Raw genomic sequence first — 24,350 nt, forward strand, 5'->3', positions numbered from 1 at the left:
CATGATGGGCAGCATGAAGGTCTCTCGCCGGTCCCACGTGCCCCCGTTCGCCGTCATGGAGGTGCTCGCCGCCGCCAACGCGCGCCGCGCCACCGGGGCCGACGTGCTCAACCTGTGCGCGGGGGAGCCGTCCACCGGGGCGTCCGACGTCGTGCGGGAGCGGGCGATCGCCCTGCTGCGCGACGGGAACCTCGGCTACACCGAGGCGATGGGCGTGCCCGCCCTGCGCGACCAGATCGCGGGGCACTACCGGCGCTGGTACGACGTCGACGTCGACCCCGCGCGCATCGCCGTCACCACCGGCTCCAGCGGCGGATTCGTGCTGGCGTTCCTCGCGGCCTTCGACGTCGGCGACCGGGTGGCGCTCGCGCGCCCGGGCTACCCCGCCTACAAGAACATCCTGTCGGCGCTGGGCTGCGAGGTGGTCGAGCTCGACTGCGGACCCGAGACCCGCTACCAGCCCACGGTGTCGCAGCTCAATGAGGCGTACTACGGCGGCGGGCTCGACGGCGTCATGGTCGCCTCGCCCGCCAACCCCACCGGCACGATGATCACCCCGGCCGAGCTGGCCGCGATCGCCGCGTGGTGCGCCGACCACGACGTCCGGCTGATCAGCGACGAGATCTACCACGGCATCGCGTACTCGGACGAGGTGGCGCAGGCGACCGCCGCGTCGTACACCGGCCAGGGCGCCGTGGTCGTGAACTCGTTCTCGAAGTACTGGGCCATGACGGGCTGGCGGCTCGGCTGGCTCGTGCTGCCCGACGAGCTGGTCGCGCCCGTCGACGCGCTGGCCGGGAACGTCGCACTGTCCCCGCCGGCGCTCGCGCAGCAGGCGGGCATCGCGGCCTTCACACCCGAGGGCTACGCCGCGGCCGCCGAGAACGTCGCGCGCTACGCGGCGTCGCGCACCCTGCTCCTGGACCGGCTCGGTGAGCTGGGCTGGCGCCCGGTCGCACCCGCCGACGGTGCCTTCTACCTGTACGGGAACATCTCGGCCTTCGGCCTCGACTCCGTCACGTACTGCGCGCGGCTGCTCGCGGAGGCCGACGTCGCGATCACGCCGGGCACGGACTTCGACGGCGTGCGCGGGCGGGACTGGGTGCGCCTGTCGTTCGCCTCGTCGCTCGACACGGTGACGCGTGCGGTGGACCGGATCGTGGCCTGGCACAAGACCCTCTGACCGGCCATCACTTGCGCCGGCGCAGCACCTCCGGCAGCACGACCCACACGAGCGCCAGCACGACCAGCACGGTCGCGCCGGCCACGATGCCCTCCGTGCGCCCGACCACGACGTCGAACACCAGCAGGGTGGCCCCGGTCATGACGAGGGCGAGCACGCCGAGCGCCACGCGCGCGAGCCGGTCGGCCTGGGTCACGATGACGCGCTTCATCTGCTGGCGGAACAGCGACCGGTGCACGCTGACCGGCGCCACGATGAGGGCCGTCGCGATGACGGCGGTCACCACCAGCACGAGGTAGACGGTGCGCTGGTAGTGGTCCAGGTCGGCGAACCGGGACTGGAAGGGCAGCGTCAGCAGGAACCCCGTGAGGATCTGCACGCCGGTCTGCATGACCCGCAGCTCCTGGAGGAGCTCGTTCCAGTTCCGGTCGGCCCGTTGGGCCGGAGATTCGCCGCGGTCGTCGGTGTGCACCGTCCCATTGTCTCAACTGTCTGGTAGGTCCGATCGGGCGAATTTTTTCACCCGCTCACATCACCGTCTCCCGTGGCCGGGGCGGGTCCAGCGGGTGAACATGCGCCTGAGGGGGGACGCGTCCGCGTCCCGCGGACAAGGGGCGTACACGTGATGAGATCAAGGATGCGGGTGTCGCTGGGCGTGGCACTCGGGGCAGCACTGCTGGTGGCCGGCGCCGTGGCGCCAGGGGTTTCCACGGCGCCGACGGCGGCCGCCGCGTCACCGGACGCCGCGGCCTCACCCGGGCCGTCGAGCACGGCGAGCGTGACGGCGCGAGCCGCCGACGTCAGCGTCACCGCGAAGATCTCGCTGCCGGCGGGCTCCTCGGTGAACGGTTCCATCACCGGCACGCTGACCATCACGCACGACGGGACGTCGTCGTCCATGAAGTCCGGACGCATCACCATGGTCGACCCGGACAACCGCGAGCTCCTGGGCGAGTCGTTCGTGGCCGGTGGCGCCGCCGACACCTGGACGTCCACGGTGCCGCTGCCGGCGGACGCCGCTCCCGGTGTCTACCAGGTCAGCCTCGACGCCCGGGTCGCGATCACCACGGACGAGGGTGTGACCGAGGTGCCGATCCGCACGCAGACGCCCATCTCGGTGCCGTTCCGTGCACTGCGGAACATCCCGCTGATCTGGACCTCGCCGTCGAGCGCTCCGGCGGGCTCGACCATCTCGGTGCACGGCGCCGCGAACGTCCGCAGCCTGGGCACGGGCGAGTACGAGCCCGCGACCGGCCAGGAGGTCAAGCTCTACTTCGACCCGGAGGGGTCGGCTCCGGAGACGCTCCGGGCCACGCTCACCACGGACTCGCGCGGCTACTTCACGAGCCGGCAGAAGCCGGGGGCCTCCGGGAAGTGGCGCGCCGAGATGGCGCAGACCGACACGGGCGCGCGCACGGTCTGGACCATCACGTCCGCCGAGCGCACCCGGTCGACCACCCTGCGGCAGGGCCAGGTCAGGGTCACGCAGGGCGGCTACACCGCGGGTGACCACCTGATGACGCACGACGTCGTCGTGGGCCTGGCGCCCGTGAGCCGCCGCGTCGACGTCGGCAGCCTCAACTTCTCGATGGGCGGCATGTCCGGATTCGTCAGCGCGGAGAGCCGCCGTGGCGAGGGCAGCTACCCCGACGGGTACCGCATGCAGCGCGAGCTGGTGCACGCGGGCATCGGCACCAGCCACGTGACGCTGACGTTCAACCCGACCCTCCCGGCGGGCGTGTACGACATCGGCATCCGCGACGCCATGAAGGCTTGCGCCGCACCCGACTGGGACGGCCTCGACGGCGGCACCAGCAACTGCACCCATGACGTGCTCGTCGAGGACCCGACGGTCACGACCCTCGTGGTCAAGCGCGCCAGCAGCACCACGGTCACGGCGTCGCGGACGTCGCTGCCCGCCCCCGGCTCGGTGACGCTGAGCGGTGGCGTCCGCAAGGTGCAGCTCGTCAGCGGCGGCGGCGCGCAGGAGCGGCCGGCGCCGAACACGAAGGTCGAGATCTACTTCGACCCGGCGGGCTCGGCCGCACCGGTGCTCAAGAAGACGGTGACCACGGGCTCGAACGGCAACTACTCGACGTCGGTCTCCGCGTCCGCCACGGGCGCCTGGATCGCGAAGTACCCGGGCACGAGCCTGCAGGCGCCGTCGCAGGCGTCGGTGAACGTCACGGTCGGCTGACCTGGGTCTTTCCGCACGACAAAGGTCCGCCTCGACCAGGTGGTTCGGCATGCTCCCAGCCGCTGGGAGCAGGCCGAACCGCCTGGTCGAGGCGGACCTTCTTGTCCTGCCGGGCGTCAGAAGACCGGCTTGCCACCCGTGACGCCCAGCACCGTGCCCGAGACGTACGACGCCGTCACCGGGGAGGCCAGGAAGACGAAGGCCGGCGCGACCTCCGCCGGCTGACCCGCCCGGCCCAGCGGCGTGTCGCTGCCGAACGACGCGATCTTCTCCTCCGGCTGCGTGGCCGGCTGCAGCGGCGTCCAGATCGGACCCGGCGCCACGGCGTTCACGCGGATCCCTCGCGGGCCGAGCTCGGCCGCGAGGTTCACCGTGACGTTGTTGATGGCCGCCTTCGTGGCGGCGTAGTCGAGCAGGGACGTGGACGGCTGGTACGCCTGGATCGACGAGTTGTTGATGATCGCGCCGCCCTCGCCGAGGTGTCCCAGCGCCGACTGCGTCACCCAGAACAGCGCGTACAGGTTGGTCTTGAGCACGCGGTCCAGCTCCTCGGTGGTCAGGTCGTCCACCGAGTCGCGCCGCGCCATCTGGTACCCCGCGTTGTTCACCAGCACGTCCAGGCCGCCGAGCTCGCCCGCTGCCCGGTGCGCCACGCCGCGCGCGGTCGCCTCGTCCCGCAGGTCTCCGGGCAGCAGCGCGCAGCGCCGTCCGGCCCGCTCGACCCACTCCGCCGTCGTCCGCGCGTCTCGTTCCTCCTCGGGGAGGAACGAGATGGCGACATCGGCACCCTCGCGGGCGAACGCGATCGCGACGGCCCGCCCGATCCCCGAGTCCCCGCCGGTCACGAGAGCCCGGCAGCCGGCCAGCTTCTCGCTGCCGACATAGCTCTCCTCGCCGTGGTCCGGGGCCGGTATCATCCGATCCGTCGTACCGGGCGGCTCCTGCTGCTGCGGTGGGAAAGGCTGGTCCTGGCTCATGGCGTCCTCCGTCGTCGTGCACACATGTCGGATCGACGTGCCGGCCAGTTCTCGACCCTCCTCCTCACGCTAGCGTCGGCGCCGAACGGTCGCACGTCCCGTACTGTTCGAACCATCAGCAACGACCCTGCCCCAGGAGGCGCCTCCGTGAACACGGGACAGTCACCCGTCGAGCGAACGTTCGACGGCGCAATCGAGCAAGTTTTCGCCGGGGGAAGCCGGCCGCCGGTCGGCAGGTACCGCCTCGACCTGGCGACGGGTACGTGGGCGTGGTCGGACGAGGTGTACGTGATGCACGGCTTCGAGCCCGGGCAGATCGTGCCGACGACGCCGTTGATGCTGTCGCACAAGCACCCGGAGGACCGCGCCCGCGTGGACGGGGTGCTGCGGCTCGCCGCGGAGACCGGCCGGCCGTTCAGCTCCGTGCACCGCATCCGGGACGCGTACGGCCGGACGCGCACCCTGGCCGTGACGGGCCAGGGCCGCCGCGACCCCGTGACGGGCCAGGTGGTGGAGCTCTTCGGGTACTTCATCGACGTGACCGAGTCGCACAAGGAGGCCGCGGCCCGCGAGGCGACCGCCTCGATCCAGGCCTCGGCCGAGAAGCGCGCGGTCATCGAGCAGGCCAAGGGCGTGCTGATGGTCGTGTACGGCGTGGGGGAGACTGCCGCGTTCGAGCTGCTGCGGGAGGCCTCCAACCTCGCGAACGTCGCCGTGCGCGACATCGCCCAGACGCTGGTGCACCTCTTCTCCGGACCGGGCGTGACCGTGTTCCCGACCCGGGAGGCGATCGACGAGTTCCTGCGCAACCCGGTCCCGCCGGGCGACGACTGACCCACCGGCCTACCTTGGTGGGCAGACGTCCCAGGTCAGGGGCGCCGATCGGCAACTGCCAGGAGGCGTGATGAGCGACGCGAAGACCGACGAGACCCGATCCCGGCCGGTGTTCTGGAAGGCGTACTCGTTCGGGTTGGTCACCGGGGCGTTCTTCCTGCTGTCCTGGGTCGGGCAGTTCGTCTTCCAGGCGATCCGCTTCGGCAACGAGGCGAGCGACCACGGGACCTCGTTCTCGTGGATCGACTACTGGCCGGACTTCCTCGCTTCGACGTTCGAGAACTGGCAGTCCGAGTTCCTGCAGCTCATCTGGCAGGCTGCAGGACTCGGGCTGTTCTACTTCTGGGGCTCGTCGCAGTCCCGCGAGGGCGACCAGCGCCTCGAGGCCAAGGTCGACGCCCTCCTGCGGGAGCGGGGCGTCGACCCGGCCGAGATCGACCGCCAGACGCGGAAGATCGCGGAGGACGGATGAGCCGCGCGCTGCGCGTCGCCACCTTCAACATCCAGCACGGCCTCGGTCCGGACGGCCGCGTCGACAACCACCGCCTGGCGGACGCCGTCGCGGGGCTCGACGCCGACGTGGTCGCGCTGCAGGAGGTGGACCGGCGTCAGTCCCGGTCCGGGGGAGTGGACCAGGCGCTGCTGTGCGCGCGAGCGATGAAGGCCGTGGACCACCGCTTCCTGCCCGCCCTCGCCGGGCCCTTCCGCTACCCCGGCGTACGACGGCGGGCGCGCGCCACCGAGCTGCCCACCACCCCGGGATACGGCATCGCCCTGCTGTCCCGGCTTCCCGTGCGGACCTGGCGCGTGGTGCTCCTGCCAGGCGCCACGCCGTGGGTCTGGGGGCGGGTACAGCTCGGCACGGACGAGCCCCGGGTGGCGCTCGCGGCGGTGGTCGAGACGGTGGCCGGTCCGCTGACCGTCGTGGGCACGCACCTGAGCGTCTACCGGTTCCCTGCCGTGAGCTGGGCCGGCGGGTTCGTGCGACGTGCGGCCGGATACCGCAGGGGAGTGCCCGACGAGCGGTATGCCGAGTGGCAGCTCGACCATCTCCGGCAGCAGCTCACCAGGGCGCACCGGCCGGTCGTGCTGCTGGGCGACCTGAACCTCCGGGCGCCGGTGCCGGCGGACCGCACCGGCTGGCGCCCGCTCGCCACGGACGACACCTACCCGCGGCACGACCCCCGGTTCCAGATCGACCACATCCTGCTCGACCCGGGGGACCCTGCGGACCCGGCGTCGGACGGAGCGTTCCGGCCGGTCGGTGGCCGGGCGGTGGACACGGGGGTCTCGGACCACCGGGCCCTCGTCGCGGACCTCACGGCGGCCTGAAGAGCGGGCAGAGGAGCGGGCTGAGGGGCGCGGCGTCGCGCCACGATCACCTTCGAGACCGAGGTTGCTCCTCTTTGAGCGGCTCCACAGAGAAGCAACCTCGGTCTCGAAGATGATCGAACGCCGGGGTCAGCCGACGAAGATGCAGAACGGGTGGCCCGCCGGGTCCGCGAGGACGTACAGCGGCTCGTCCGGGTCGTCGAACCGGTCGAACAGCTGGGTCGCCCCCAGCTCGAGGGCGCGGTCGCGGGCCGCGGTGAGCGCGGCCGCGTCCGGCACCGAGGTGTCGAGGTGCAGCTGCTGCGGCACGTCGGTTCCCGGCCACGTCGACCGGGGCAGGTCCTCGACCTGCTGGAACGCGAGGTCGACGCCGTCGTCGTTCCGGAGCACGAGCCAGTCGGCGCCGCGGGGGTCGGGTTGGCCGTCGGACGGCGGGGCGTCCCCCGGGCGGTACTCCAGGTCGAGGAGCTGCCGGTAGAACTCGGCGAGGGCGCGGGCATCCGTGGTGTCCAGCACGACGGACCGGAGGCGAGGAGTCATGGCTCCAGCGCAGCACATCCGGCGTCACCCGCAAGGCGCCGTGCGGCTCAGGCGGCCTCGGCGTACACCCGCTGCGGGACGGCGGGCCGCTCTGCGGTCTCGGCCGGCAGGGGCTCCGCCGCGGCCTCGACCACGGACAGCGCCGCGGCCTCGCCCGCTGCGCGCCGCTTGGCGCGGAACACGGTGAACAGCGCGTTGGCACCGATCACGATGGCGGCGACGTTCGACGCCGCGGACGGCCAGATGCCGTTCACCGCGGCCACGGTCAGCAGGGTCCCGGCCGCCAGCACGTTGGTGCTCTGGAACGCGAGTGAGTCGGCGCTCCAGCGCCCGCGGCTGACCATGGCATACGCCACGAGCCCGGCGAGCGCGCCGAACCAGCCGAGAGCGGTGACGACCATCATGAGGGACATGAGAAGACTCCTGGGGAACGTAGTATCGAAACGATTCGAGGATGCTCCGGAGGTCGAGAGCCGGGATCATCCGTGAAGGGTGGGGTGGGTGCCGGTACGGATCTGGGTCCGACCACCGACAGCCTCAATCATGAGGCAAACCCAGGTTCAGCACAATCGAATGTTTGTGACTCCGGGATGTAGCATCGCTACATGGCAACCGATCCACGACGACTCGCTTTCCTCCTTGCCGTGCACCGGGCGGGCGGCGTGCTCGCGGCGGCCGACCTGCTGCACGTGACGCCGTCCGCCGTCTCCCAGCAGATCGCCCGGCTGGAGGCCGAGGAGGGCATCGACGTGCTGGACCGCGGCCCCCGCGGCGTCACCCTCACGCCCGCCGGCCGCGTCCTGGCGGACGCCGCCGAGCGCATCGAGGCCGAGCTGGTGCAGGCCCGGCAGGCCGTCGCCGCGCTGGAGGGTGAGCTCACAGGACGGGTGTCGGTCGGCTCCATCCAGACCGCGATCCGGACGGTCGTGGCCCCCGTGCTCGTCTCGCTCGCCGAGCGGCACCCGCACATCGAGGTGGACGTCCAGGAGTACGACCCGGTGGACTCGGTGCGCCGGCTGCGGGCCGGTGACCTGGACGCGGTGGTGCTGGAGCGCGACGTCGAGGTGGACGCTCCGGCTCCCCGCGGTGCGCACGACGTGCCCCTGCTCGACGAGCCGTGGCGCATCGTGGTCCCGACCAGCCTGCCCGAGCCCGAGCGCCTCGACGACCTCGCCGCCCTCACCTGGGTGGGGCCGCAGGCCGGGTCCGCGGCCGAGCGTGCGGCCAGCCGCCTGGCCGCCCAGCTCGGCACGACCTTCGAGATGCGGCACGCCTACAACGACTTCGACACCGCCATCTCGCTCGTCGCCGCCGGTCAGGGCATCGCCATGCTGCCCGCCCTCGCGCTCCAGCAGGAGGTGCCCGACGGCGTCGCGGTGGTCGCCCTCGCCGGTCTCGGCTCGCGGCGGCTCGTGATGCGGCACCGTCAGAACCGGCACGAACCCGGACCCATCGTGCGCGCCGTCGTCGACGAGATGGTCGCCGCGGCCCGTGAGATCGACCTGGGCTGACGGCCGCGGCCCGGGTGCACCCCGCGTCACAGTAGGCTGGGCCCCACAACCGAACACGCCGCCATCAGCCGCGACGGGAGAGTCCGGTCCGCAGCGCCGTCCTCGGACGACGTCGGAGCCGGCGCCGAAGGAGCAAACCCTCCCCGGGAATCTCTCAGGCCCCAGTACCGCCACGGCGAGGCAACTCTGGAAAGCGAGCCACCCCGCCGTCGGGCAGGGCGGCTCCACCGACGGTGCAAGCCGGCGCGCCCCGTCCCGCGAGGGAAGGCGGACCGGCAAAACTCTCAGGTCGACGCCCGGCGTCCGATGACAGAGCGGGGAGGGACCGCAGTCGTCCCCACGCCCTCGGACAGCCAGGAGCCCGCCGTGAGCACGCCCCACAACCCCGACGTCTTCGCCGACCGGCACCTCGGTCCGCGCGGCCGCGAGGTCCGCACCATGCTGGACCAGCTCGGCATCGACACGATGGACACCCTGGTGGACCGGGCGGTCCCCAAGGCGATCCGCACCCAGGCGCCGCTGAACCTGCCCGCCGCGCGCACCGAGGCCGAGGTGCTCGCCCACCTGCGCGACCTCGCGGCGAAGAACCAGGTCAAGACCCAGATGATCGGCCAGGGCTTCTACGGCACGCACACGCCCGCCGTCATCCGCCGCAACGTGCTCGAGTCGCCCGCCTGGTACACGGCCTACACGCCGTACCAGCCGGAGATCAGCCAGGGCCGGCTGGAGGCCCTGCTCAACTTCCAGACCGCGGTCGAGGACCTCACGGGCCTCGAGATCGCGAACGCGTCGCTGCTCGACGAGGCCAGCGCGGTCGCGGAGGCCGTCGCCCTCATGTGGCGGGCGTCGCGGGCCAAGGAGGGTTACGTCGTCCTCGACGCCGACCTGTTCGGCCAGTCGCTCGCCGTCGCGCGCGGTCGCGCCGAGGCCATCGGCCTGCCCGTCGTGGTCGCCGACCTCAGCGACGGTCTCCAGGCAGGGCTCGACGCCGCCGGCACCGAGCTGCCCGCCGGCCAGCTCGTCGGCGTCGTGATCCAGCAGGCCGGCGCCTCCGGCCGGGTGCTCGACGCGCGCGCCGTGGTCGCCGAGGCCAAGGCGGCCGGCGCGCTCGTCACGGTCGCGACCGACCTGCTCGCCCTGACGCTCCTGGTCAGCCCCGGTGAGCTCGGCGCCGACATCTCCGTGGGCTCCGCCCAGCGCTTCGGCGTCCCGCTGTTCTACGGCGGCCCGCACGCCGCGTACATGGCGGTGAAGAAGGGTCTGGAGCGGCAGCTCCCGGGCCGCCTGGTCGGGGTCTCGATCGACGTCGACGGCGCCGCCGGCTACCGCCTCGCGCTGGCCACCCGCGAGCAGCACATCCGCCGCGAGAAGGCCACGAGCAACATCTGCACCGCCCAGGCGCTGCTGGCCATCGTGGCCAGCATGTACGCGGTCTACCACGGTCCGGAGGGCCTGAAGGCGATCGCGACCCGTGTGCACGGGTACGCGTTGTCTCTCGCCGAGGGCATTCACGCCTCAGGGTTCAGGATCGAGCACGACGTCTTCTTCGACACCGTCCGTATCGAGGTGCCGGGCCGGGCCCAGGAGCTCGCCCGCGCCGCGGCCGACGCCGGGTACAACCTCTTCGTTCCGGACGCCGACCACGTGCAGATCAGCACGGACGAGACCACTACGGCGCAGGATGTTGCGAACGTGCTCGCAGTATTCTCGGACGAGCCCTTCGACGTGTCCGGTCCGGTCCTCGACCCGGCCCTGCCGGCGGAGATGGTCCGGACCACCGACTACCTGCAGCACCCCATCTTCCACAGCCACCGCTCCGAGACGAGCATGCTGCGCTACCTGCGCAAGCTCTCGGACAAGGACCTGGCGCTCGACCGCACCATGATCCCGCTGGGCTCCTGCACCATGAAGCTCAACGCGACCGCCGAGATGGAGGCCATCTCCTGGCCCGGCTTCGCGGACATCCACCCCTACGCGCCGGCCGACCAGACCCAGGGCTACACCGAGCTCGTCACCGCGCTCGAGGCTCAGCTCGCCGAGATCACCGGGTACGCCGCCGTGTCCGTGCAGCCCAACGCCGGCAGCCAGGGCGAGTTCGCCGGCCTGCTCGCGATCAAGGGCTACCACGCCTCCCGCGGCGAGCAGCACCGCGACATCGTGCTCATCCCCGCCTCCGCGCACGGCACCAACGCGGCGTCGGCGGCGCTCGCGGGCCTGCGCGTCGTGGTGGTCGCCACGGCCGACGACGGCGAGATCCTGCTCGACGACCTGCGCGCCAAGCTGGAGCAGCACGGCCCCCAGGTCGCGGGGATCATGATCACCTACCCGTCCACGCACGGCGTGTACGAGGAGCACGTGCGCGAGGTCTGCGACCTGGTGCACGAGGCGGGCGGCCAGGTCTACATCGACGGCGCCAACCTGAACGCCCTGGTGGGCCTGGCCCGGCCGGGCGAGTTCGGCGGCGACGTGTCGCACCTCAACCTGCACAAGACGTTCTGCATCCCGCACGGCGGCGGTGGCCCCGGCGTCGGCCCGGTCGCGGTGGCCGAGCACCTCGTGCCGTTCCTCCCGGGCGACCCGACCCCCGGCGCGCTCACGGGTGAGGCCGCCGCGGCGGGCGTCCCGGTGTCCGCGACCCGGTACGGCTCGGCAGGCATCCTCCCCATCTCGTACGCCTACGTGGCCCTCATGGGCCCGGACGGGCTGACCGAGGCGACCAAGGCCGCCGTCCTCACCGCGAACTACGTGGCCAGCCGCCTCGACCCGCACTTCCCCGTGCTGTACACCGGCCCGAACGGGCTGGTGGCGCACGAGTGCATCCTCGACCTGCGCCAGATCACCGCCGAGACCGGCGTGACCGCGGAGGACGTGTCCAAGCGCCTCATGGACTACGGCTTCCACGCCCCCACGCTCGCCTTCCCCGTGCCCGGCACGCTGATGGTGGAGCCCACGGAGTCGGAGGACCTGGCAGAGCTCGACCGGTTCATCGACGCGATGATCGCCATCCGCGGCGAGATCGACGCCGTCGGCGCGGGCACCTGGCCGCGTGACGACAACCCGCTGCACAACGCGCCGCACACGGCCGCGTCGCTGCTGGGCGACGAGTGGGACAAGCCCTACTCCCGCGAGCTGGCCGCGTTCCCCGTGGCGAGCCTGCGCGCCACCAAGTACTGGCCCCCGGTGCGCCGCATCGACGGGGCCAAGGGTGACCGCAACCTCGTGTGCGCGTGCCCGCCGATCGAAGCCTTCACCGAGTGATGGGACCTGCCGTGACCGACAAGACGACCCCGCTCCACGACGAGCACGTGGCGCTGGGCGCCTCGATGACGCCGTTCGGCGGCTGGCTGATGCCGCTGCGGTACACCTCCGACCTGGCGGAGCACCGCGCGGTGCGCGGGACCGCCGGCCTGTTCGACCTCTCGCACATGGGCAACATCGAGGTGACGGGGCCGGACGCCGCCGCGTTCCTCGACCACGCCCTCGTGGGCTGGATCTCGAAGGTGCGTGAGATGGGTGCGCGCTATTCGATGATCTGCGCCGAGGACGGCAGCGTGCTGGACGACCTGATCGTCTACCACAAGGCTCCCGGGGTGTACTCGGTGGTCGCCAACGCCGCCAACGCGACGCTCGTGCTGGGCGAGCTGGAGCAGCGCGCCGCCGGGTTCGACGTGGTGCTCAAGGACGTCCAGCCGGGTCAGGCCCTGATCGCGGTGCAGGGGCCGCGGGCCGCGGAGATCCTCCGCGCGACCGCGTGCCTCGAGGAGGACGCCGAGATCTCGGGCGGCACCGCCTTCGCCGACCTCAGGTACTACGCCTGCATGGGCATGCGGTTCGAGGGTGAGCAGGTGCTCGTCGGCCGCACCGGGTACACGGGCGAGGACGGGTTCGAGATCTGGGTCCCGGCCGAACGCGCCGTGTCCCTGTGGCGCGCGCTGCTCGCCGCGGGTGAGCCGTTCGACCTGGTGCCGGCAGGCCTGTCGGCCCGCGACTCGCTCCGCCTGGAGGCGGGCATGCCGCTCTACGGGCACGAGCTCGACACGACGACCACGCCGTTCGAGGCGGGGCTGGGGCGCGTCGTGCGCCTCGACAAGGTGTCCGACGACGGCGCGCCGATCCCCTTCGTGGGCCGCGACGCCCTGGCGGCGCGCAAGGCGTCGCCGCCGGCGCGCGTGCTCGTGGGCCTGCGCGGCGAGGGCCGGCGCCCGGCCCGCGCGGACTACCCGGTCGTGCTGCGCGGCGAGGGCTCCGAGCCCGGCGCGACCGTCGGCACGGTCACCTCGGGTGCGCCGTCGCCCACCCTCGGGTACCCGATCGCCCTGGCCTACGTGACCCCCGAGGTCTCCGCCGAGGGCACGGAGCTCGCGGTCGACGTGCGTGGCAGGGCCGAACCGTTCGTGGTGGTGCCCGTGCCGTTCTACCGTCGTCCCCAGAACTGACCCACCCCTCCCGGAACCGCAAGGAGCTGTCATGGCCGACTTCCCCGAGAACCTGAAGTACACCACCGAGCACGAGTGGCTGGACGGGTCCACCCCCGCCGTCATCGGCGTGACCGACGTCGCGGCCGAGGCGCTGGGTGACGTGGTCTACCTGGAGCTGCCCGAGGTGGGCGCCCAGGTCGAGGCCGGTGCCGTGGTGGGCGAGATCGAGTCCACCAAGTCCGTGTCCGAGCTGTACTCCCCGGTCAGCGGCACGGTCGCCGAGGTGAACACCGAGGCCGTCGACAACCCCGAGATCGTGAACGAGGACCCGTACGGCAAGGGCTGGCTGTTCAAGGTCGAGGTGACCGGCACGGGCGAGCTGCTCAGCGCCGCGGAGTACGCCGCGCACACCGGGAACTGACCCCGACGGCGGCCCCCGGCGGGCGCGGCACACAGACCGCCGGGGGGCCGCAGGCGCGAAAAATAACGCCGTCAGCGGTCACTCGCTCGCGCTCTCCGGGTGATCTGTGTCTCGAAACGGTAACGGTTACGTTTTCCTCCGAGAACCGCGTCATGAAGTCCATGCAGGTGCGTTCTTCCCCATAGCAGCATCCGTAGGCCGGAACCCCAGAGCCGGCCGCTGTGTGGAGGAAAAATAATCATGACCGCGATGACCCTAGAACACCGTGTGCCCAGCCTCACCCGCCGTGAGCGGGTAATCCTGGCGAACCTCAGCGAGGACGCCACGCTCGAGCAGATCGCTCGGCGCCTGTACGTCACCCGCAACACGGTGAAGACGCAGGTGCGCAGTGTCTACCGCAAGCTCGGCGTGTCCTCGCGCGCCGAGGCCATCGCGAAGGCTCACGAGTACCAGCTCGCCGACTGAGCCGAGCAGAGCCGCAGCTCAGACGACGCAGGTCCACGACGACGGCGCCCTCCCCAGAGGTGCCGTCGTCGTCCTGTGTCCGGGGTCGGGCAGGAGGGCCGGGTGGGAGACTGCTCGGCATGCAGGAGACGCGCATCGACGTGGTCGCCGCGGCGATCGTGGACGACCTCGACCACCCCACCCGGCTGCTCGCCGCACGCCGTTCGGCGCCGCCGGCTCTCGCCGGCCGCTGGGAGCTGCCGGGCGGCAAGGTGGAGCCGGGCGAGGACCGGCTCGCCGCGCTGCACCGCGAACTCGCGGAGGAGCTCGGCGTGACGGTGACGCTGGGCGCGGAGCTCCCGGCGTCGGACGGCGAGGGCTGGCCGATCACGCCCGTCCACCGCATGCGGGTCTGGTTCGCCACCCTGCGGGAGGGCGACCCGACCCCGCTGGAGGACCATGACGAGCTGCGCTGGCTCGGTGCCGGCGAGCTGGACGACGTGCCGTGGCTGGACGGCGACGTGGAGATCGTCGCCGCGCTGTCCCGCTCGTTCCAGCGGTCCTAACGGGCCGCGGCCTGCACCCGGTTGCGGGCCGCGGCAGCCCGGTGGCCCAGCGGCACGAACGCGCCGTCCATGAGCACGGGCACCACGTCGGTGGCGTCCAGGTCGGTGGCGATCGTGACGTCGTCGGCAAACCCGGAGTCGAGCAGCTCGCGGCCGCTCGCGGAGCCGCCCACGAAGTCGACCACGTCCTTGGTGCCCTTCCAGAGCGTCGCGGTAGCGGCCGTCTCGGGGGAGATGCTGACGCCGGGCAGCATCGACGTGAGGCGCGCCGCGATGGCCCCCACGGCGAGGTGGTCCTCGAGCGCGGGCCGCAGCGTGTCGTCCGGCCACCGCTCGCCCACGGGGACCAGCACGACGTCGTGCCGCTCGGACGCGTCGAGGTGCGCGGCCGCCAGACCGGCCACGGCCTTCGCGTTGCGGAGGCTACCCGTGACGATGAGGGCGCCGCGGTTCGCGATCGTGTGGCAGATCTGTGCGGCGCCCGGCGACGGGAGCACCAGGCGCTCGGCGTCGAGGTCCTGCAGCGACGCGGGCGAGATGCTGATGCCGTCCTCCCACCGCGGACCCGCCAGCGCGGCGCGCATGGTGCGGGCCAGCCGGGCCGCGCCGGCGGGATCGTGGTACGGGAACGGGTAGACCCCCGCTCCCTGTTCACAGGCGACGGTGACGGTGGTCGAGAAGGAGAGCACGTCCACGACGACCACGAGCGACGCGCGCGCATCCGTGGCGGTGAGGGCGAGTGCGCCGGAGATGCCCCAGTCCGTGCGTACACGGGCGGGACGCTGGTCGAAGGCAGGGGACGTGTTTGCCACGTCCGCATCGTAGTGTCACCCGGACGCGCCCCTTGTTCGCGCTCAGCGAACAACGGTTGCGGTTCGGGTACTTTTCACACCTCGGTCGGCGGGGGCCCGTCCAGTGGGTGCCGACCACCGGACGTGGCCCGACGACCTCGGACGGGCCTGTGCGGCTGGTCCAGGCGGCCGCCCTGGGCGTGGCCCGCGTTACCGGGCGTCCCTCTGACCTGCAGCGATGCTGGTCTGGGTGCGAGGCGAACCGATCCTGGTGCCGAGACCGGACCGGCGGTGCCCGCCCCGACACGGCTGGTGGGCGCGCTCGCTGAGCTCTCCGAGGCGCCGCCGCTACTAGCGCACCTGGAGCGGACTCGCACGTCGAGAACGCCGCAGAAGTCACCCCCGGCGCGGTCGCCGTCCCTCCGTCTCGTGGACACGCGCCGGACGGTAGATTTGGCCCATGAGCAACTTCGAGGTGGCCCGTAGGCAGAAGCAGGAGCCCACGGCGACCCTGCTGGTCCGCGTGATCGTGTGCTTCGCGCTGTTCCTGGCCGGGCTCGTCCTGATCGGGATCGGTTCGTCCGACACCGGGGCGTCGTCGCCCTTCCTGTTCGTGGGCGGGATCCTGACGGTCGGCCTCTCGTTCGGCCTGCCCATGATCGGCGCCACCGAGCGCTGACCCCGAGCGCTGACCCCGGGCGCGCTTCCCACACCCTTCCGAAGAGGGCCGCAGCCGTGCGCTGCGGCCCTTTTTCGCTGCCCTGAGCCGGCCCCGGACCGCCCCTGTGACCGCCGTGTCACCCGGAGGTCACAGGTTTGTTAGAACCATTGACAGATTACGCGGCCTAGTGAAAACGTGACCAGCACCACCACGAAGGAGAGGGACGGTCATGGCCCAGTACAAGAGGTTCGGCGGGATCATGGCGATCACGCTGGCCACGGCAACGGGACTCACAGCCTGCGGGTTCGGCGGGTCGTCATCGGGGGAGGAGGGCGGTGGCGCGACCACGATCGACCTGCTCGTCCCCAGCTACTCCGACGCCACCCAGGGCCTGTGGAACGACGTGATCGCCGGGTTCGAGGAGGAGAACCCTGACATCACGGTGAACCTCCAGGTCGAGTCGTGGGACAACCTCGAGTCGGTCATCGCGACCAAGATCCAGGGCGGCGACGCACCCGACATCTACAACGGCGGTCCGTTCGCGGGCTTCGCCGAGGACGAGCTGCTCTACCCGGTCGAGGAGGTCACCTCTGAGGAGACCTACGCCGACTTCCAGCCCACGTTCCTGGAGAACGCCCAGGTGGGCGGCACCACCTACGGTCTGCCATTCATCGCGTCGGCCCGCGCGCTGTTCGTGAACGACGCGCTGCTGGAGGAGGCGGGCGCCGAGGTTCCCGCGACGTGGGACGAGCTGCTCGAGTCCGCGAAGAAGGTCTCGGAGCTCGGCGGCGGCGTGGCCGGCTACGGCATGCCGCTCGGTTCCGAGGAGGCCCAGGCCGAGGCGGCCGTGTGGCTGTGGGGCGGCGGTGGTTCGTTCGGTGACGCCGACGCCATCACGGTCGACACCCCGGAGAACCTGGCCGGCGCCGAGTTCATCAAGACGATGATCGACGAGGGCGCCACCCAGGCCGACGCGGGTGCGACGGACCGCAGCCCGCTGTTCGACATCTTCGTCCAGGGCAAGGTCGGCATGCAGGTCGGCCTGCCGCCGAGCGTCGGCCAGATCGAGTCGGACAACCCCGACCTGGAGTACTCGATCCACCCGATCCCCACCGAGGACGGCTCGCCGTTCACGCTGGGCGTGGCGGACCACCTCATGGCGTTCCAGAACGACGGCGACAAGCAGGAGGCCATCACCGCCTTCTTCGACTACTTCTACACCGCCGACGTCTACGTGCCGTGGGTCCAGGCCGAGGGCTTCCTGCCCACCACGCTGTCCGGTTCGGAGGAGCTGGCCGGCGAGGAGTCGCTCGCGCCGTTCCTCGAGGTGCTGCCCGACGCGCAGTTCTACCCGACCACCAACCCGGACTGGGCCGCCACGGACTCCGCGTTCAAGGCGCTCTTCGGCCAGCTCGACAGCAAGAAGTCCGCTGCGGACGTCCTGGCGGAGATCCAGGACCGGGTCGACCAGGGCTGATCGGACGACTGTCGTGAAGGACCTGCTCAAGGCCCTGCCGTGGATCGGGCCCGCGGTCGCGCTCATCGCGACCGTGGTCCTGTTCCCGGTGGGCCTGATGTTCTACAACTCGACCCGTGACATCAGCCAGAGCGGCGTGGACAAGGGCGGCGTCGGGCTCGACAACTTCGCCACCGTGCTGGGGTTCGAGGCCTTCTGGCCGATCCTCGGACGCACCGTGGTGTGGGTGGTCGTCGTGGTCGCGTGCACCCTGCTGGGGTCGCTCGCCCTGGCGGCGCTGCTGAACAAGGCGTTCCCCGGCCGGCGCCTGGTGCGCATGGCCGTCATCGTGCCGTGGGCCTCCAGCGTCGTGATGACCACCCTGGTGGTGCACTACGGGCTGGAGCCGTACTTCGGCATCATCAACTCGTTCCTCGTGGACGTCGGCCTGATCGACACGCCCGAGGGCTACGGCTGGACCCGGCACGCGGGCACCGCCTTCGCGTGGGCCATGGTGGTCGCGGTGTTCGTGTCGCTGCCGTTCACCACCTACACGATCCTGGCGGGCCTGCAGACGGTGCCCGGCGAGACCGTCGAGGCGGCGCGGATCGACGGGGCGAACGGTGTGCGCACGTACTTCAGCGTGGTGCTGCCCCAGCTCCGTGGAGCCATCTCGGTGGCGGTGCTGATCAACATCATCAACGTGTTCAACTCGCTGCCGATCCTGCGCGTCATGACCGGGTCCATCCCGGGGTACGACGCCGACACCGTGATGACCATGATCTTCAAGTACATGCAGAACCAGCGGCAGATCGACCTGGCGAGCGCGCTGTCCGTCATCGCGTTCCTCGTGGTCGTCGTCATCGTGGCGGTCTACGTCCGGATGGTCCGCCCGCTGGAGGAGGTCTGATGGCCGCGATCACGCAGACGGCGACGCCGCCGCGCAAGGCGACCCGTCCGCCGTCGGACGACGGGCGGCGGGTGCGGAGGTACACCGCTGACCAGGTACCGCTCGGCTCCCTGCTGCTGCGGCTGCTGGCCGGGCTCGTGGTGCTGGTGGTGTTCCTGCTGCCGTACCTGATCATGTTCTTCGGCTCGGTGAAGACCAAGGCCGAGATCAGGTCGGTCGATCCCACCTACTTCCCGCGGGAGTGGCACTGGGACAACTACGTCACGATGTGGTCGACGCCCGAGACGCCGCTGCTGCAGAACCTGATCTCCACCCTGGTGATCTCGCTGTGCGCGACGCTCCTCGTGCTCGCCGTCGCGCTGCCGGCCGCCTACTACACGGCGCGTTTCCGGTTCCGGGGGCGGCTGGTCTTCCTGTTCCTCGTGATCGTGACGCAGATGGTGCAGCCCGCGGTGCTGACCTCGGGTCTGTTCCGCGAGTTCATCGCCGTGGGCATCCTCGACACGTGGCTCGCGATGATCCTGGTCAACGCGGCGTTCAACCTGTCGTTCGCGGTCTGGATCATGCACAGCTTCTTCGCGGGCATCCCGAAGGAGGTGGACGAGGCGGCGCAGCTCGACGGCGCGGGCACGTTCGCCGTGCTCACCAAGATCAACCTCCCGCTGGTCTGGCCGGGCATCGTGACGGCGGTCGTGTTCACGTTCGTCGCGTCCTGGAACGAGTTCGCGGCCTCGCTCGTGCTGCTCACGACGGCGGGCAACCAGCCCCTTTCGGTGGCGCTGACGAAGTTCGTGGGCCAGTACGAGACGTCCTGGCACTACGTGTTCGGGGTGTCGATCGTGGCCATCGTGCCCGTCGTGATCCTGTTCATGGCCATCGAGAAGCGGCTGGTCGGCGGCCTGGTGGCGGGGTCGGTGAAGTGACGCGGCGGCCCGGTCCGCACGGCGTGGACCGGGCCGTCTCGACCGCCGGACGAAATCTGTCCCAGTGCTGGACGGTCGCCTACGATGGGGGCGAACCCCATCCAGAGCGGTCGAGAGTCCTGGCTCCCTGACACCGCAGCAACCTGCCTGCTGCTGCCGCATGTGCGGCACGACGAGGCAAGGTGCTCACGCCAGGTTCGATGGAGCAGCCATGGTCGCCGAGGTACACCCGCACCGCCCGACGGTCTCGTTCGAGCTGATGCCGCCGCGCCGGCCCGACGTCGCGCCCCGCTTCTGGGAGACCGCGGAGCAGCTCGTGGCGGCCCGGCCGGACTTCGTCTCCGTCACGTACGGCGCGGGCGGGGGCGACCGGGCGACGTCGCGCGAGGTGCTCGCCACGCTGCTGCGCGGCACGCCCGTGCTGCCGGTGGCACACCTGACCTGCGTGGGCGCGTCCCGCGAGGACGTGTCCGAGGTGATCGACGAGTTCCTCGAGGCGGGCGTGCGATCGTTCCTGGCCCTGCGGGGCGACCCGCCGCGCGACGAGCCGCACTGGACGCCGCCCGAGGACGGTGTGCGGTCCAGCGTCGACCTCGTCCGGCTGCTGCGCCAGGTGGACGAGCGCCGGTGTGCCGCCGACGCCAGCGCCGCGCTGCGCTCCGCGGCCCACCCGCTGGCCATCGCCGTCGCGACGTTCCCGGACGGGAACGCCGGCGCCGGCACCACGCGCGAGCAGGAGGTGCACCGGCTCCTGGAGAAGCAGGAGGCGGGCGCGAGCTTCGCGATCACCCAGTTCTTCTACCGGGCCGAGTCCTACACCGGCTTCGTCGAGGCGGCCCGCGCCGCTGGCGTGACCATCCCGATCCTCGCCGGCATCCTGCCGACGACGGAGGCCCGCCGGCTGCGCCGCGTCGAGGAGCTCACGGGCGTGGCCGCGCCCGCCGCCCTGCTCCGGGAGCTCGACCGGCTCGTGGCACCCGACGGTGCCGTGGACACCGAGGCCCAGCACGCGCACGGCATCGAGTACTCCGCGGCGCTGGCCCGCGAGGTGCTCGACGCCGGCGCGCCCGGGCTGCACGTGTACACGTTCAACAAGCACCGCCCGGCCCTGGACCTGCTGGCCCGGACGGGCCTGTCGGGCCGGGCGGCCGCCTGAGGGCGGTTCAGAGCCGGGTGATGCGGATCGCGTCCGCCACGACGTAGGCGGTGCCCTGGGTCCAGCGGCTGACGGCGACCACCGTGCGGGTGCCCGCCGTCATCGCGTACGTGCCGAGCGAGAGCCAGGTGCCGCCGCCCGTGGACTGGTCCACCCGGACGGTGGACGAGCCCGTGCCGGTGTGCACGATGAACGGCGTGGACGTGTTGTAGCCCGCGATCCCGGGGAACCAGGCCTCCACCCGGTAGGAGCCGCTGGAGGGGATCGTGGCCGAGTACGTGGCCAGGTCGCTCACCTCGGCCGGCGTCGCGTAGCGGTAGTCGGCGCCGTACCGCTCGCCCGAGAAGGACGACGTGAGCCACGACGAGCCGGCCGAGAAGCCCGCCGACGTGTTGTCCACGACCACGGACCAGCTCGTGCCCGCCAGGGCCGCCGCGACCTCCGACCGCAGCTGCGGCAGCATCGCGTACAGGACGTCCCCCGGGCACGCCGTGGCCGTGTAGTCCCGGTGGCCGTAGATCTGCGTGGGCGCGATGCCGTACTGGTCGCAGATGTAGGCGCACAGCTCCACCAGGCGGCTCCAGAGCTGGGCGGGCGGCGTCGCGCTCGTGTACGTGCCCTGGTTCTCGATGCCGATCGCCTGGCTGTTCTGGCCGGGCGCGTGCGCACCCACCACCGTGCCGCTGCCGTTCTGCAGCCGGGAGAGCGAACCGTGCCGGCCCTCCATGACGTAGCCGCCGCGGCTCACCGTGAGGTGCTGGCCGGTGTCCACCCAGCCGTTGGCGAAGTGCCACTGCTGGATGTCGCGGGCGATCTGGTAGCCGGCGGCTCGGGAGTAGTCGGTGACGTTCGCCGAGGCCGTGTGGTGGATCAGGATCTTGTTCGGGTTGGTCGAGACCGTGTCGATCGTGCCCCGGGCGGCTGCCGCGCCCCACGTCGCGCAGCTCGCGATGGTCGGCGCCGCGATCTCCACGCCGGCCAGCGCACCCGGCGGGGCGTCGGCGGGTGCGTCGGGGTCGGGTGCGAGCGACGGCGGCTCACCGGGCGCCGCGGCGGCCGGTGAGGCTGCCGCGATCGTCGCGCCCGCGGCGCCGATGCCGAGGACGACGGCACCGCGCAGCAGGTCGCGCCGGCCGAACGAGGTGTGGTCGTGGTCGTGGTCGGTGGAGCTGGGGACGTGTTCGTGCACGAGGGGCCTCCACGGTTCGGTACGGATACGTGCCGATCTCATCCGTAGTATCGGCCGCCCGCCGAGCCCACCGGTACATCACATCCGGGGCATACCCCGCACGGGATGCCGGGCCGTCAGGTGTCCGCGCGCTCCTGGCCGCTCATCGCCTGGATGGACTGCATGACCTGCTCCGTGAGCTCGCGCCGGGCCTGTGCGGGCTTGGTCCCCGCGGCGATCTGCCGGGACGGGTCGATCGGCGCCCCGAAGTGCACCTCGACGCGGGCGAGCCGCGGCATCTTGCCGATGGGCTTGACCTTGTCCGTGCCCAGCAGCGCGACCGGCACCACCGGGGCCTTGCCGGTCAGCGCCAGCCAGGCGACGCCCGTGTGGCCCTTGTGCAGCTTGCCGTCGCGCGAGCGCGTGCCCTCCGGGTAGATGCCGAACGCGCCGCCGCGCTGCAGCACCGCCAGCGCGTCCTCCAGGGAGCGCTGCCCGGCCCGCGGGTCGTCGCGCTGCACCGGGATGTCGCCCATCTTGGTGAAGAACCAGCGGGAGAACCGGCCCTTGATGCCCTTGCCGGTCCAGTACTCAGCCTTGGCCAGGAACGCCACGTGCCGCGGCGCCATGATCGGGATGAGCAGCGAGTCGATGAACGACAGGTGGTTGCTCGCCAGGATCACCGCACCCTGCTTCGGGATGTTGTCCAGGCCTGTGACGCGCGGGCGCAGGAGCACAAGCACGAGGAGCGAGAGGATGAGCTTGAGGAACCGGTACGTCACCGGCCTATTGTGCACCCCCCAAGCAGCCTTGTGGACGAGGTGTGATGCGGGACAAAAGGCTAAAGAGAACGACAAGACCCCGTGTCCGGCGTGCAGGTCACCCCGGTGACCTGCACGCCTGACACGGGGCGGTGGAGTCAGTCCGTGGGCTTCTCGAACGCCGCGGGGCGCACCTGCACGGCCCGCACGCGGTCGACGTCGAGCTTGACGCTCCGGTCGAACCGGTAGACGCCGTTCTCCTCCTGGAACACGTCGGTGAGCTGCGTGTAGCAGTAGCCGAACATCAGCGGGTCGTCGAGCAGCGCGTCCGTCAGGCCCGCGAACCGGGCGTGGAACTCGTCCTCGTCCGCCACGCGCTGGCCGTAGCCCCAAGAGTCGGGGGAGCTGCCCGAGGCGCTCGCCGCGGTCTCCGGGTTCCACCAGATGCCGCCGTACTCGCTGACGAAGTACGGCTGCCCGTTGTACGGCTGCGAGATCGGCGTGCCGTCGTCGCGCCGGTTCGCGAACGGCGTGCCCGCCGCGAGCCCGCCGACCTGCTCCGCGAACGTCGCCGGGTCCTGCTCGTAGTTGTGCGAGTCCCAGACGTCGGTCTCCGGCACGCGGTGCGCGTAGCCGCTGGCGTCGAGCACCGGCCGCGTCGGGTCGGCGACCTTGGTGGCCAGCCACATGCCGCGGGTCACGTCGTCCAGCTGCGTGATGCGGTCGTGCAGGTCCTGGTGCGTCTCGTTGAGCGGGCACCAGCCGATGATCGACGGGTGCGAGTAGTCCCGGTGCAGGGCCTCGAGCCACTCGGCCACGAAGGACGTCGTCGGCCGCTGGCCGTCCGCCGGCGTTCCGTAGCCGCTCACGCCCCAGTCGCCGAACTCGCCCCAGACCAGGTAGCCCAGCCGGTCCGCGTGGAACAGGTAGCGCTCCTCGAAGACCTTCTGGTGCAGGCGAGCGCCGTTGAAGCCCGCCGCGAGGCCCAGCTCGATGTCGCGCGCGAGGGCCTCGTCCGAGGGCGCCGTCATGAGCGACTCGGGCCAGTAGCCCTGGTCCAGCACGAGCCGCTGGAACACGTGCTCGCCGTTGATCTTGATCGCCGTGCCGTCGATGGACACCGACCGCAGCCCGCCGTACGAGCGCACCGAGTCGACGACGGCGCCCGCGGCGTCCCGCAGCTCGACGTCGATGCCGTACAGGTGCGGGTCCTCGGGACCCCAGGTGCGCACGCGGTCGGCGGGGACGACGACGCGCAGCGCCGGCGCCAGGTCGAGGTCGGCGCGCGCGGTGGCGCTGCCCACCTCGCCGTCCTCGTCGGTCACCGTGACGGTGACGGTGTGCCCGCGCCGGTTCGCCGACAGTGGCACCACGACGTCGAACGCCGAGCTCGACAGGTCCGGCGTGATGCGCGGCCGGCGCAGGTGCGCGGCGGGCACCGGCTCGAGCCACACGGTCTGCCAGATGCCCGTGGTGCGCGTGTAGTTGCACTCGAAGTTGGCGTAGCGGTTGCTCTGCTTGCCGCGGGCCTGCGGCCCGTGCCGCGTGTCCCGCGCCCGCACGACGACGGTGACCGTGTCGCCCGGGCCCGCCACCCCGTGCAGGTCTGCCGTGAACGGCGTGAAGCCGCCGCGGTGCCGCACCACCTCCGTGCCGTCGACCCACACGGTCGTGTCGTGGTCGACCGCGCCGAAGTGCAGCAGCACGTGCGGGTCCTCGCCGACGTCGGACCACTCCGCCGGGACGGTCACCTCGCGGCGGTACCAGACCGCCTCGAGGAAGTCGGTGTTCTCGATGCCGGAGAGCTGGGACTCCGGGGCGAAGGGCACGGTGATCTCGCCCTGGAGCGGCCGCTCGACCAGGCCGCGCTCGAGACCGGAGTCGCCCGAGTCGATCTCGAACTGCCAGGTGCCGTTCAGGTTCAGCCAGCGGTCGCGGGCCATCTGCGGGCGGGGGTACTCGGGGCGCGGCACGGCCGTGGCCGTGGGTGCGCCGGCGGGCGAGAAGCGGTCGAGGAAGGTCATCAGCTGCTCCGTTGCGTCTACGACAGGTGCGCGGAGATTCAACACGGGTTCGGCAAAGAATGCAACGTTGTATCACC

24 protein-coding genes and 2 riboswitches are annotated in these 24,350 nt (G+C 71.6%); of the genes, 16 read left to right on the plus strand and 8 right to left on the minus strand.

Annotated elements, in window-relative coordinates:
* The first annotated feature begins 13 nt into the window (after positions 1-13).
* On the plus strand, positions 14-1,183 hold the full coding sequence (locus APR03_RS13170) for a pyridoxal phosphate-dependent aminotransferase (protein ID WP_253836257.1): 1,170 nt from the start codon (positions 14-16) through the stop codon (positions 1,181-1,183).
* 7 nt (positions 1,184-1,190) lie between these two features.
* Here the strand turns inward: APR03_RS13170 and APR03_RS13175 are convergent, their stop codons facing one another.
* Positions 1,191-1,655: a DUF6328 family protein gene (locus tag APR03_RS13175; protein WP_253836259.1), complete on the minus strand. Its 465-nt coding sequence runs from the start codon at positions 1,653-1,655 to the stop codon at positions 1,191-1,193.
* A 150-nt stretch (positions 1,656-1,805) separates the two neighbouring features.
* On the opposite strand from APR03_RS13175, the gene APR03_RS13180 reads away from it, so the two are divergent.
* Complete coding sequence (locus APR03_RS13180; protein ID WP_253836261.1) at positions 1,806-3,380, plus strand: hypothetical protein; 1,575 nt, start codon at positions 1,806-1,808, stop codon at positions 3,378-3,380.
* 116 nt (positions 3,381-3,496) lie between these two features.
* On the opposite strand, the gene APR03_RS13185 is transcribed toward APR03_RS13180, so the two are convergent.
* Positions 3,497-4,357, minus strand: coding sequence for an SDR family oxidoreductase (locus APR03_RS13185; protein ID WP_253836263.1), 861 nt, complete (start codon positions 4,355-4,357; stop codon positions 3,497-3,499).
* A gap of 147 nt (positions 4,358-4,504) precedes the next feature.
* Here APR03_RS13185 and APR03_RS13190 point away from each other — a divergent pair, with 147 nt between their 5' ends.
* From APR03_RS13190 to APR03_RS13200, 3 genes are all read left to right on the plus strand, one after another.
* The gene (locus APR03_RS13190) at positions 4,505-5,191 is read left to right on the plus strand and encodes a PAS and ANTAR domain-containing protein (RefSeq protein ID WP_253836265.1); all 687 of its coding nucleotides are present in this window, start codon (positions 4,505-4,507) and stop codon (positions 5,189-5,191) included.
* Positions 5,192-5,261: 70 nt separating this feature from the next.
* A complete protein-coding gene (locus tag APR03_RS13195; RefSeq protein ID WP_253836267.1) occupies positions 5,262-5,663 on the plus strand; it encodes a DUF6766 family protein in 402 nt (133 codons plus the stop codon).
* The gene (locus tag APR03_RS13200) at positions 5,660-6,523 is read left to right on the plus strand and encodes an endonuclease/exonuclease/phosphatase family protein (protein WP_253836269.1); all 864 of its coding nucleotides are present in this window, start codon (positions 5,660-5,662) and stop codon (positions 6,521-6,523) included. The genes APR03_RS13195 and APR03_RS13200 overlap by 4 nt, the downstream gene beginning before the upstream one ends.
* A gap of 129 nt (positions 6,524-6,652) precedes the next feature.
* Here the strand turns inward: APR03_RS13200 and APR03_RS13205 are convergent, their stop codons facing one another.
* Positions 6,653-7,063 carry a VOC family protein gene (locus tag APR03_RS13205; protein ID WP_253836271.1) on the minus strand — a complete coding sequence of 137 codons (411 nt, stop codon included), beginning with the start codon at positions 7,061-7,063 and terminating at the stop codon, positions 6,653-6,655.
* 47 nt (positions 7,064-7,110) lie between these two features.
* Positions 7,111-7,476 carry a CBU_0592 family membrane protein gene (locus APR03_RS13210; protein WP_253836273.1) on the minus strand — a complete coding sequence of 122 codons (366 nt, stop codon included), beginning with the start codon at positions 7,474-7,476 and terminating at the stop codon, positions 7,111-7,113.
* A gap of 192 nt (positions 7,477-7,668) precedes the next feature.
* Between APR03_RS13210 and APR03_RS13215 the strand changes: the two genes are divergently transcribed.
* From APR03_RS13215 to APR03_RS13240, 6 genes are all read left to right on the plus strand, one after another.
* Positions 7,669-8,574 (plus strand): LysR family transcriptional regulator, encoded by a 906-nt coding sequence (locus tag APR03_RS13215; RefSeq protein ID WP_253836274.1) that lies wholly within the window; start codon positions 7,669-7,671, stop codon positions 8,572-8,574.
* A 64-nt stretch (positions 8,575-8,638) separates the two neighbouring features.
* Positions 8,639-8,754: riboswitch (glycine riboswitch) on the plus strand.
* A 126-nt stretch (positions 8,755-8,880) separates the two neighbouring features.
* Entirely contained in the window at positions 8,881-11,832 is a 2,952-nt protein-coding gene (gene gcvP / locus APR03_RS13220) for an aminomethyl-transferring glycine dehydrogenase (RefSeq protein WP_275977481.1), read from the plus strand.
* Positions 11,832-13,010: a glycine cleavage system aminomethyltransferase GcvT gene (gcvT, locus tag APR03_RS13225; protein ID WP_253836356.1), complete on the plus strand. Its 1,179-nt coding sequence runs from the start codon at positions 11,832-11,834 to the stop codon at positions 13,008-13,010. Before gcvP ends, gcvT begins: the two co-directional genes overlap by 1 nt.
* Positions 13,011-13,041: 31 nt before the next feature.
* On the plus strand, positions 13,042-13,413 hold the full coding sequence (gcvH, locus tag APR03_RS13230; protein WP_253836278.1) for a glycine cleavage system protein GcvH: 372 nt from the start codon (positions 13,042-13,044) through the stop codon (positions 13,411-13,413).
* A gap of 249 nt (positions 13,414-13,662) precedes the next feature.
* A complete protein-coding gene (locus tag APR03_RS13235) occupies positions 13,663-13,878 on the plus strand; it encodes a LuxR C-terminal-related transcriptional regulator (RefSeq protein WP_253836280.1) in 216 nt (71 codons plus the stop codon).
* Positions 13,879-13,997: 119 nt separating this feature from the next.
* Positions 13,998-14,423, plus strand: coding sequence for a (deoxy)nucleoside triphosphate pyrophosphohydrolase (locus APR03_RS13240; RefSeq protein WP_253836282.1), 426 nt, complete (start codon positions 13,998-14,000; stop codon positions 14,421-14,423).
* On the opposite strand, the gene APR03_RS13245 is transcribed toward APR03_RS13240, so the two are convergent.
* On the minus strand, positions 14,420-15,235 hold the full coding sequence (locus tag APR03_RS13245; protein ID WP_253836285.1) for a 2-phosphosulfolactate phosphatase: 816 nt from the start codon (positions 15,233-15,235) through the stop codon (positions 14,420-14,422). The two genes, APR03_RS13240 and APR03_RS13245, sit on opposite strands and share 4 nt — an antisense overlap.
* Positions 15,236-15,674: 439 nt before the next feature.
* On the opposite strand from APR03_RS13245, the gene APR03_RS13250 reads away from it, so the two are divergent.
* The 5 genes from APR03_RS13250 (at position 15,675) to APR03_RS13270 (ending at position 20,320) form a co-directional block, all read left to right on the plus strand.
* Complete coding sequence (locus APR03_RS13250) at positions 15,675-15,893, plus strand: hypothetical protein (RefSeq protein ID WP_253836286.1); 219 nt, start codon at positions 15,675-15,677, stop codon at positions 15,891-15,893.
* Positions 15,894-16,104: 211 nt separating this feature from the next.
* Positions 16,105-17,352 (plus strand): extracellular solute-binding protein, encoded by a 1,248-nt coding sequence (locus tag APR03_RS13255; protein ID WP_253836288.1) that lies wholly within the window; start codon positions 16,105-16,107, stop codon positions 17,350-17,352.
* A 13-nt stretch (positions 17,353-17,365) separates the two neighbouring features.
* Positions 17,366-18,241, plus strand: coding sequence for a carbohydrate ABC transporter permease (locus APR03_RS13260; protein ID WP_253836290.1), 876 nt, complete (start codon positions 17,366-17,368; stop codon positions 18,239-18,241).
* Positions 18,241-19,164 (plus strand): carbohydrate ABC transporter permease, encoded by a 924-nt coding sequence (locus APR03_RS13265; RefSeq protein WP_253836292.1) that lies wholly within the window; start codon positions 18,241-18,243, stop codon positions 19,162-19,164. Before APR03_RS13260 ends, APR03_RS13265 begins: the two co-directional genes overlap by 1 nt.
* Positions 19,165-19,258: 94 nt before the next feature.
* A riboswitch (SAM riboswitch) is annotated at positions 19,259-19,371 on the plus strand.
* A 4-nt stretch (positions 19,372-19,375) separates the two neighbouring features.
* On the plus strand, positions 19,376-20,320 hold the full coding sequence (locus tag APR03_RS13270) for a methylenetetrahydrofolate reductase (protein ID WP_253836294.1): 945 nt from the start codon (positions 19,376-19,378) through the stop codon (positions 20,318-20,320).
* A 7-nt stretch (positions 20,321-20,327) separates the two neighbouring features.
* Here the strand turns inward: APR03_RS13270 and APR03_RS13275 are convergent, their stop codons facing one another.
* The 3 genes from APR03_RS13275 to APR03_RS13285 form a co-directional block, all read right to left on the minus strand.
* Positions 20,328-21,509 carry a golvesin C-terminal-like domain-containing protein gene (locus APR03_RS13275; protein ID WP_253836296.1) on the minus strand — a complete coding sequence of 394 codons (1,182 nt, stop codon included), beginning with the start codon at positions 21,507-21,509 and terminating at the stop codon, positions 20,328-20,330.
* Positions 21,510-21,625: 116 nt separating this feature from the next.
* The gene (locus APR03_RS13280; protein ID WP_253836298.1) at positions 21,626-22,270 is read right to left on the minus strand and encodes a lysophospholipid acyltransferase family protein; all 645 of its coding nucleotides are present in this window, start codon (positions 22,268-22,270) and stop codon (positions 21,626-21,628) included.
* A gap of 137 nt (positions 22,271-22,407) precedes the next feature.
* A complete protein-coding gene (locus tag APR03_RS13285) occupies positions 22,408-24,273 on the minus strand; it encodes a glycoside hydrolase family 2 protein (protein WP_253836300.1) in 1,866 nt (621 codons plus the stop codon).
* Positions 24,274-24,350: the final 77 nt, after the last annotated feature.

It is taken from the genome of Promicromonospora thailandica (genome assembly GCF_024171955.1).
GTDB lineage: Bacteria > Actinomycetota > Actinomycetes > Actinomycetales > Cellulomonadaceae > Promicromonospora > Promicromonospora thailandica.

Bases quoted from the DNA above. Each gene is read 5' to 3' on its own strand.
- APR03_RS13170 (WP_253836257.1), top strand. From the start codon at position 14: ATGAAGGTCTCTCGCCGGTCCCACGTGCCCCCGTTCGCCGTCATGGAG.
- APR03_RS13185 (WP_253836263.1), bottom strand. From the start codon at position 4,357: ATGAGCCAGGACCAGCCTTTCCCACCGCAGCAGCAGGAGCCGCCCGGT.
- APR03_RS13195 (WP_253836267.1), top strand. From the start codon at position 5,262: ATGAGCGACGCGAAGACCGACGAGACCCGATCCCGGCCGGTGTTCTGG.
- APR03_RS13200 (WP_253836269.1), top strand. From the start codon at position 5,660: ATGAGCCGCGCGCTGCGCGTCGCCACCTTCAACATCCAGCACGGCCTC.
- APR03_RS13205 (WP_253836271.1), bottom strand. From the start codon at position 7,063: ATGACTCCTCGCCTCCGGTCCGTCGTGCTGGACACCACGGATGCCCGC.
- APR03_RS13210 (WP_253836273.1), bottom strand. From the start codon at position 7,476: ATGTCCCTCATGATGGTCGTCACCGCTCTCGGCTGGTTCGGCGCGCTC.
- APR03_RS13215 (WP_253836274.1), top strand. From the start codon at position 7,669: ATGGCAACCGATCCACGACGACTCGCTTTCCTCCTTGCCGTGCACCGG.
- gcvP (WP_275977481.1), top strand. From the start codon at position 8,881: ATGACAGAGCGGGGAGGGACCGCAGTCGTCCCCACGCCCTCGGACAGC.
- gcvT (WP_253836356.1), top strand. From the start codon at position 11,832: ATGGGACCTGCCGTGACCGACAAGACGACCCCGCTCCACGACGAGCAC.
- gcvH (WP_253836278.1), top strand. From the start codon at position 13,042: ATGGCCGACTTCCCCGAGAACCTGAAGTACACCACCGAGCACGAGTGG.
- APR03_RS13235 (WP_253836280.1), top strand. From the start codon at position 13,663: ATGACCCTAGAACACCGTGTGCCCAGCCTCACCCGCCGTGAGCGGGTA.
- APR03_RS13240 (WP_253836282.1), top strand. From the start codon at position 13,998: ATGCAGGAGACGCGCATCGACGTGGTCGCCGCGGCGATCGTGGACGAC.
- APR03_RS13250 (WP_253836286.1), top strand. From the start codon at position 15,675: ATGAGCAACTTCGAGGTGGCCCGTAGGCAGAAGCAGGAGCCCACGGCG.
- APR03_RS13255 (WP_253836288.1), top strand. From the start codon at position 16,105: ATGGCCCAGTACAAGAGGTTCGGCGGGATCATGGCGATCACGCTGGCC.
- APR03_RS13265 (WP_253836292.1), top strand. From the start codon at position 18,241: ATGGCCGCGATCACGCAGACGGCGACGCCGCCGCGCAAGGCGACCCGT.
- APR03_RS13270 (WP_253836294.1), top strand. From the start codon at position 19,376: ATGGTCGCCGAGGTACACCCGCACCGCCCGACGGTCTCGTTCGAGCTG.
- APR03_RS13285 (WP_253836300.1), bottom strand. From the start codon at position 24,273: ATGACCTTCCTCGACCGCTTCTCGCCCGCCGGCGCACCCACGGCCACG.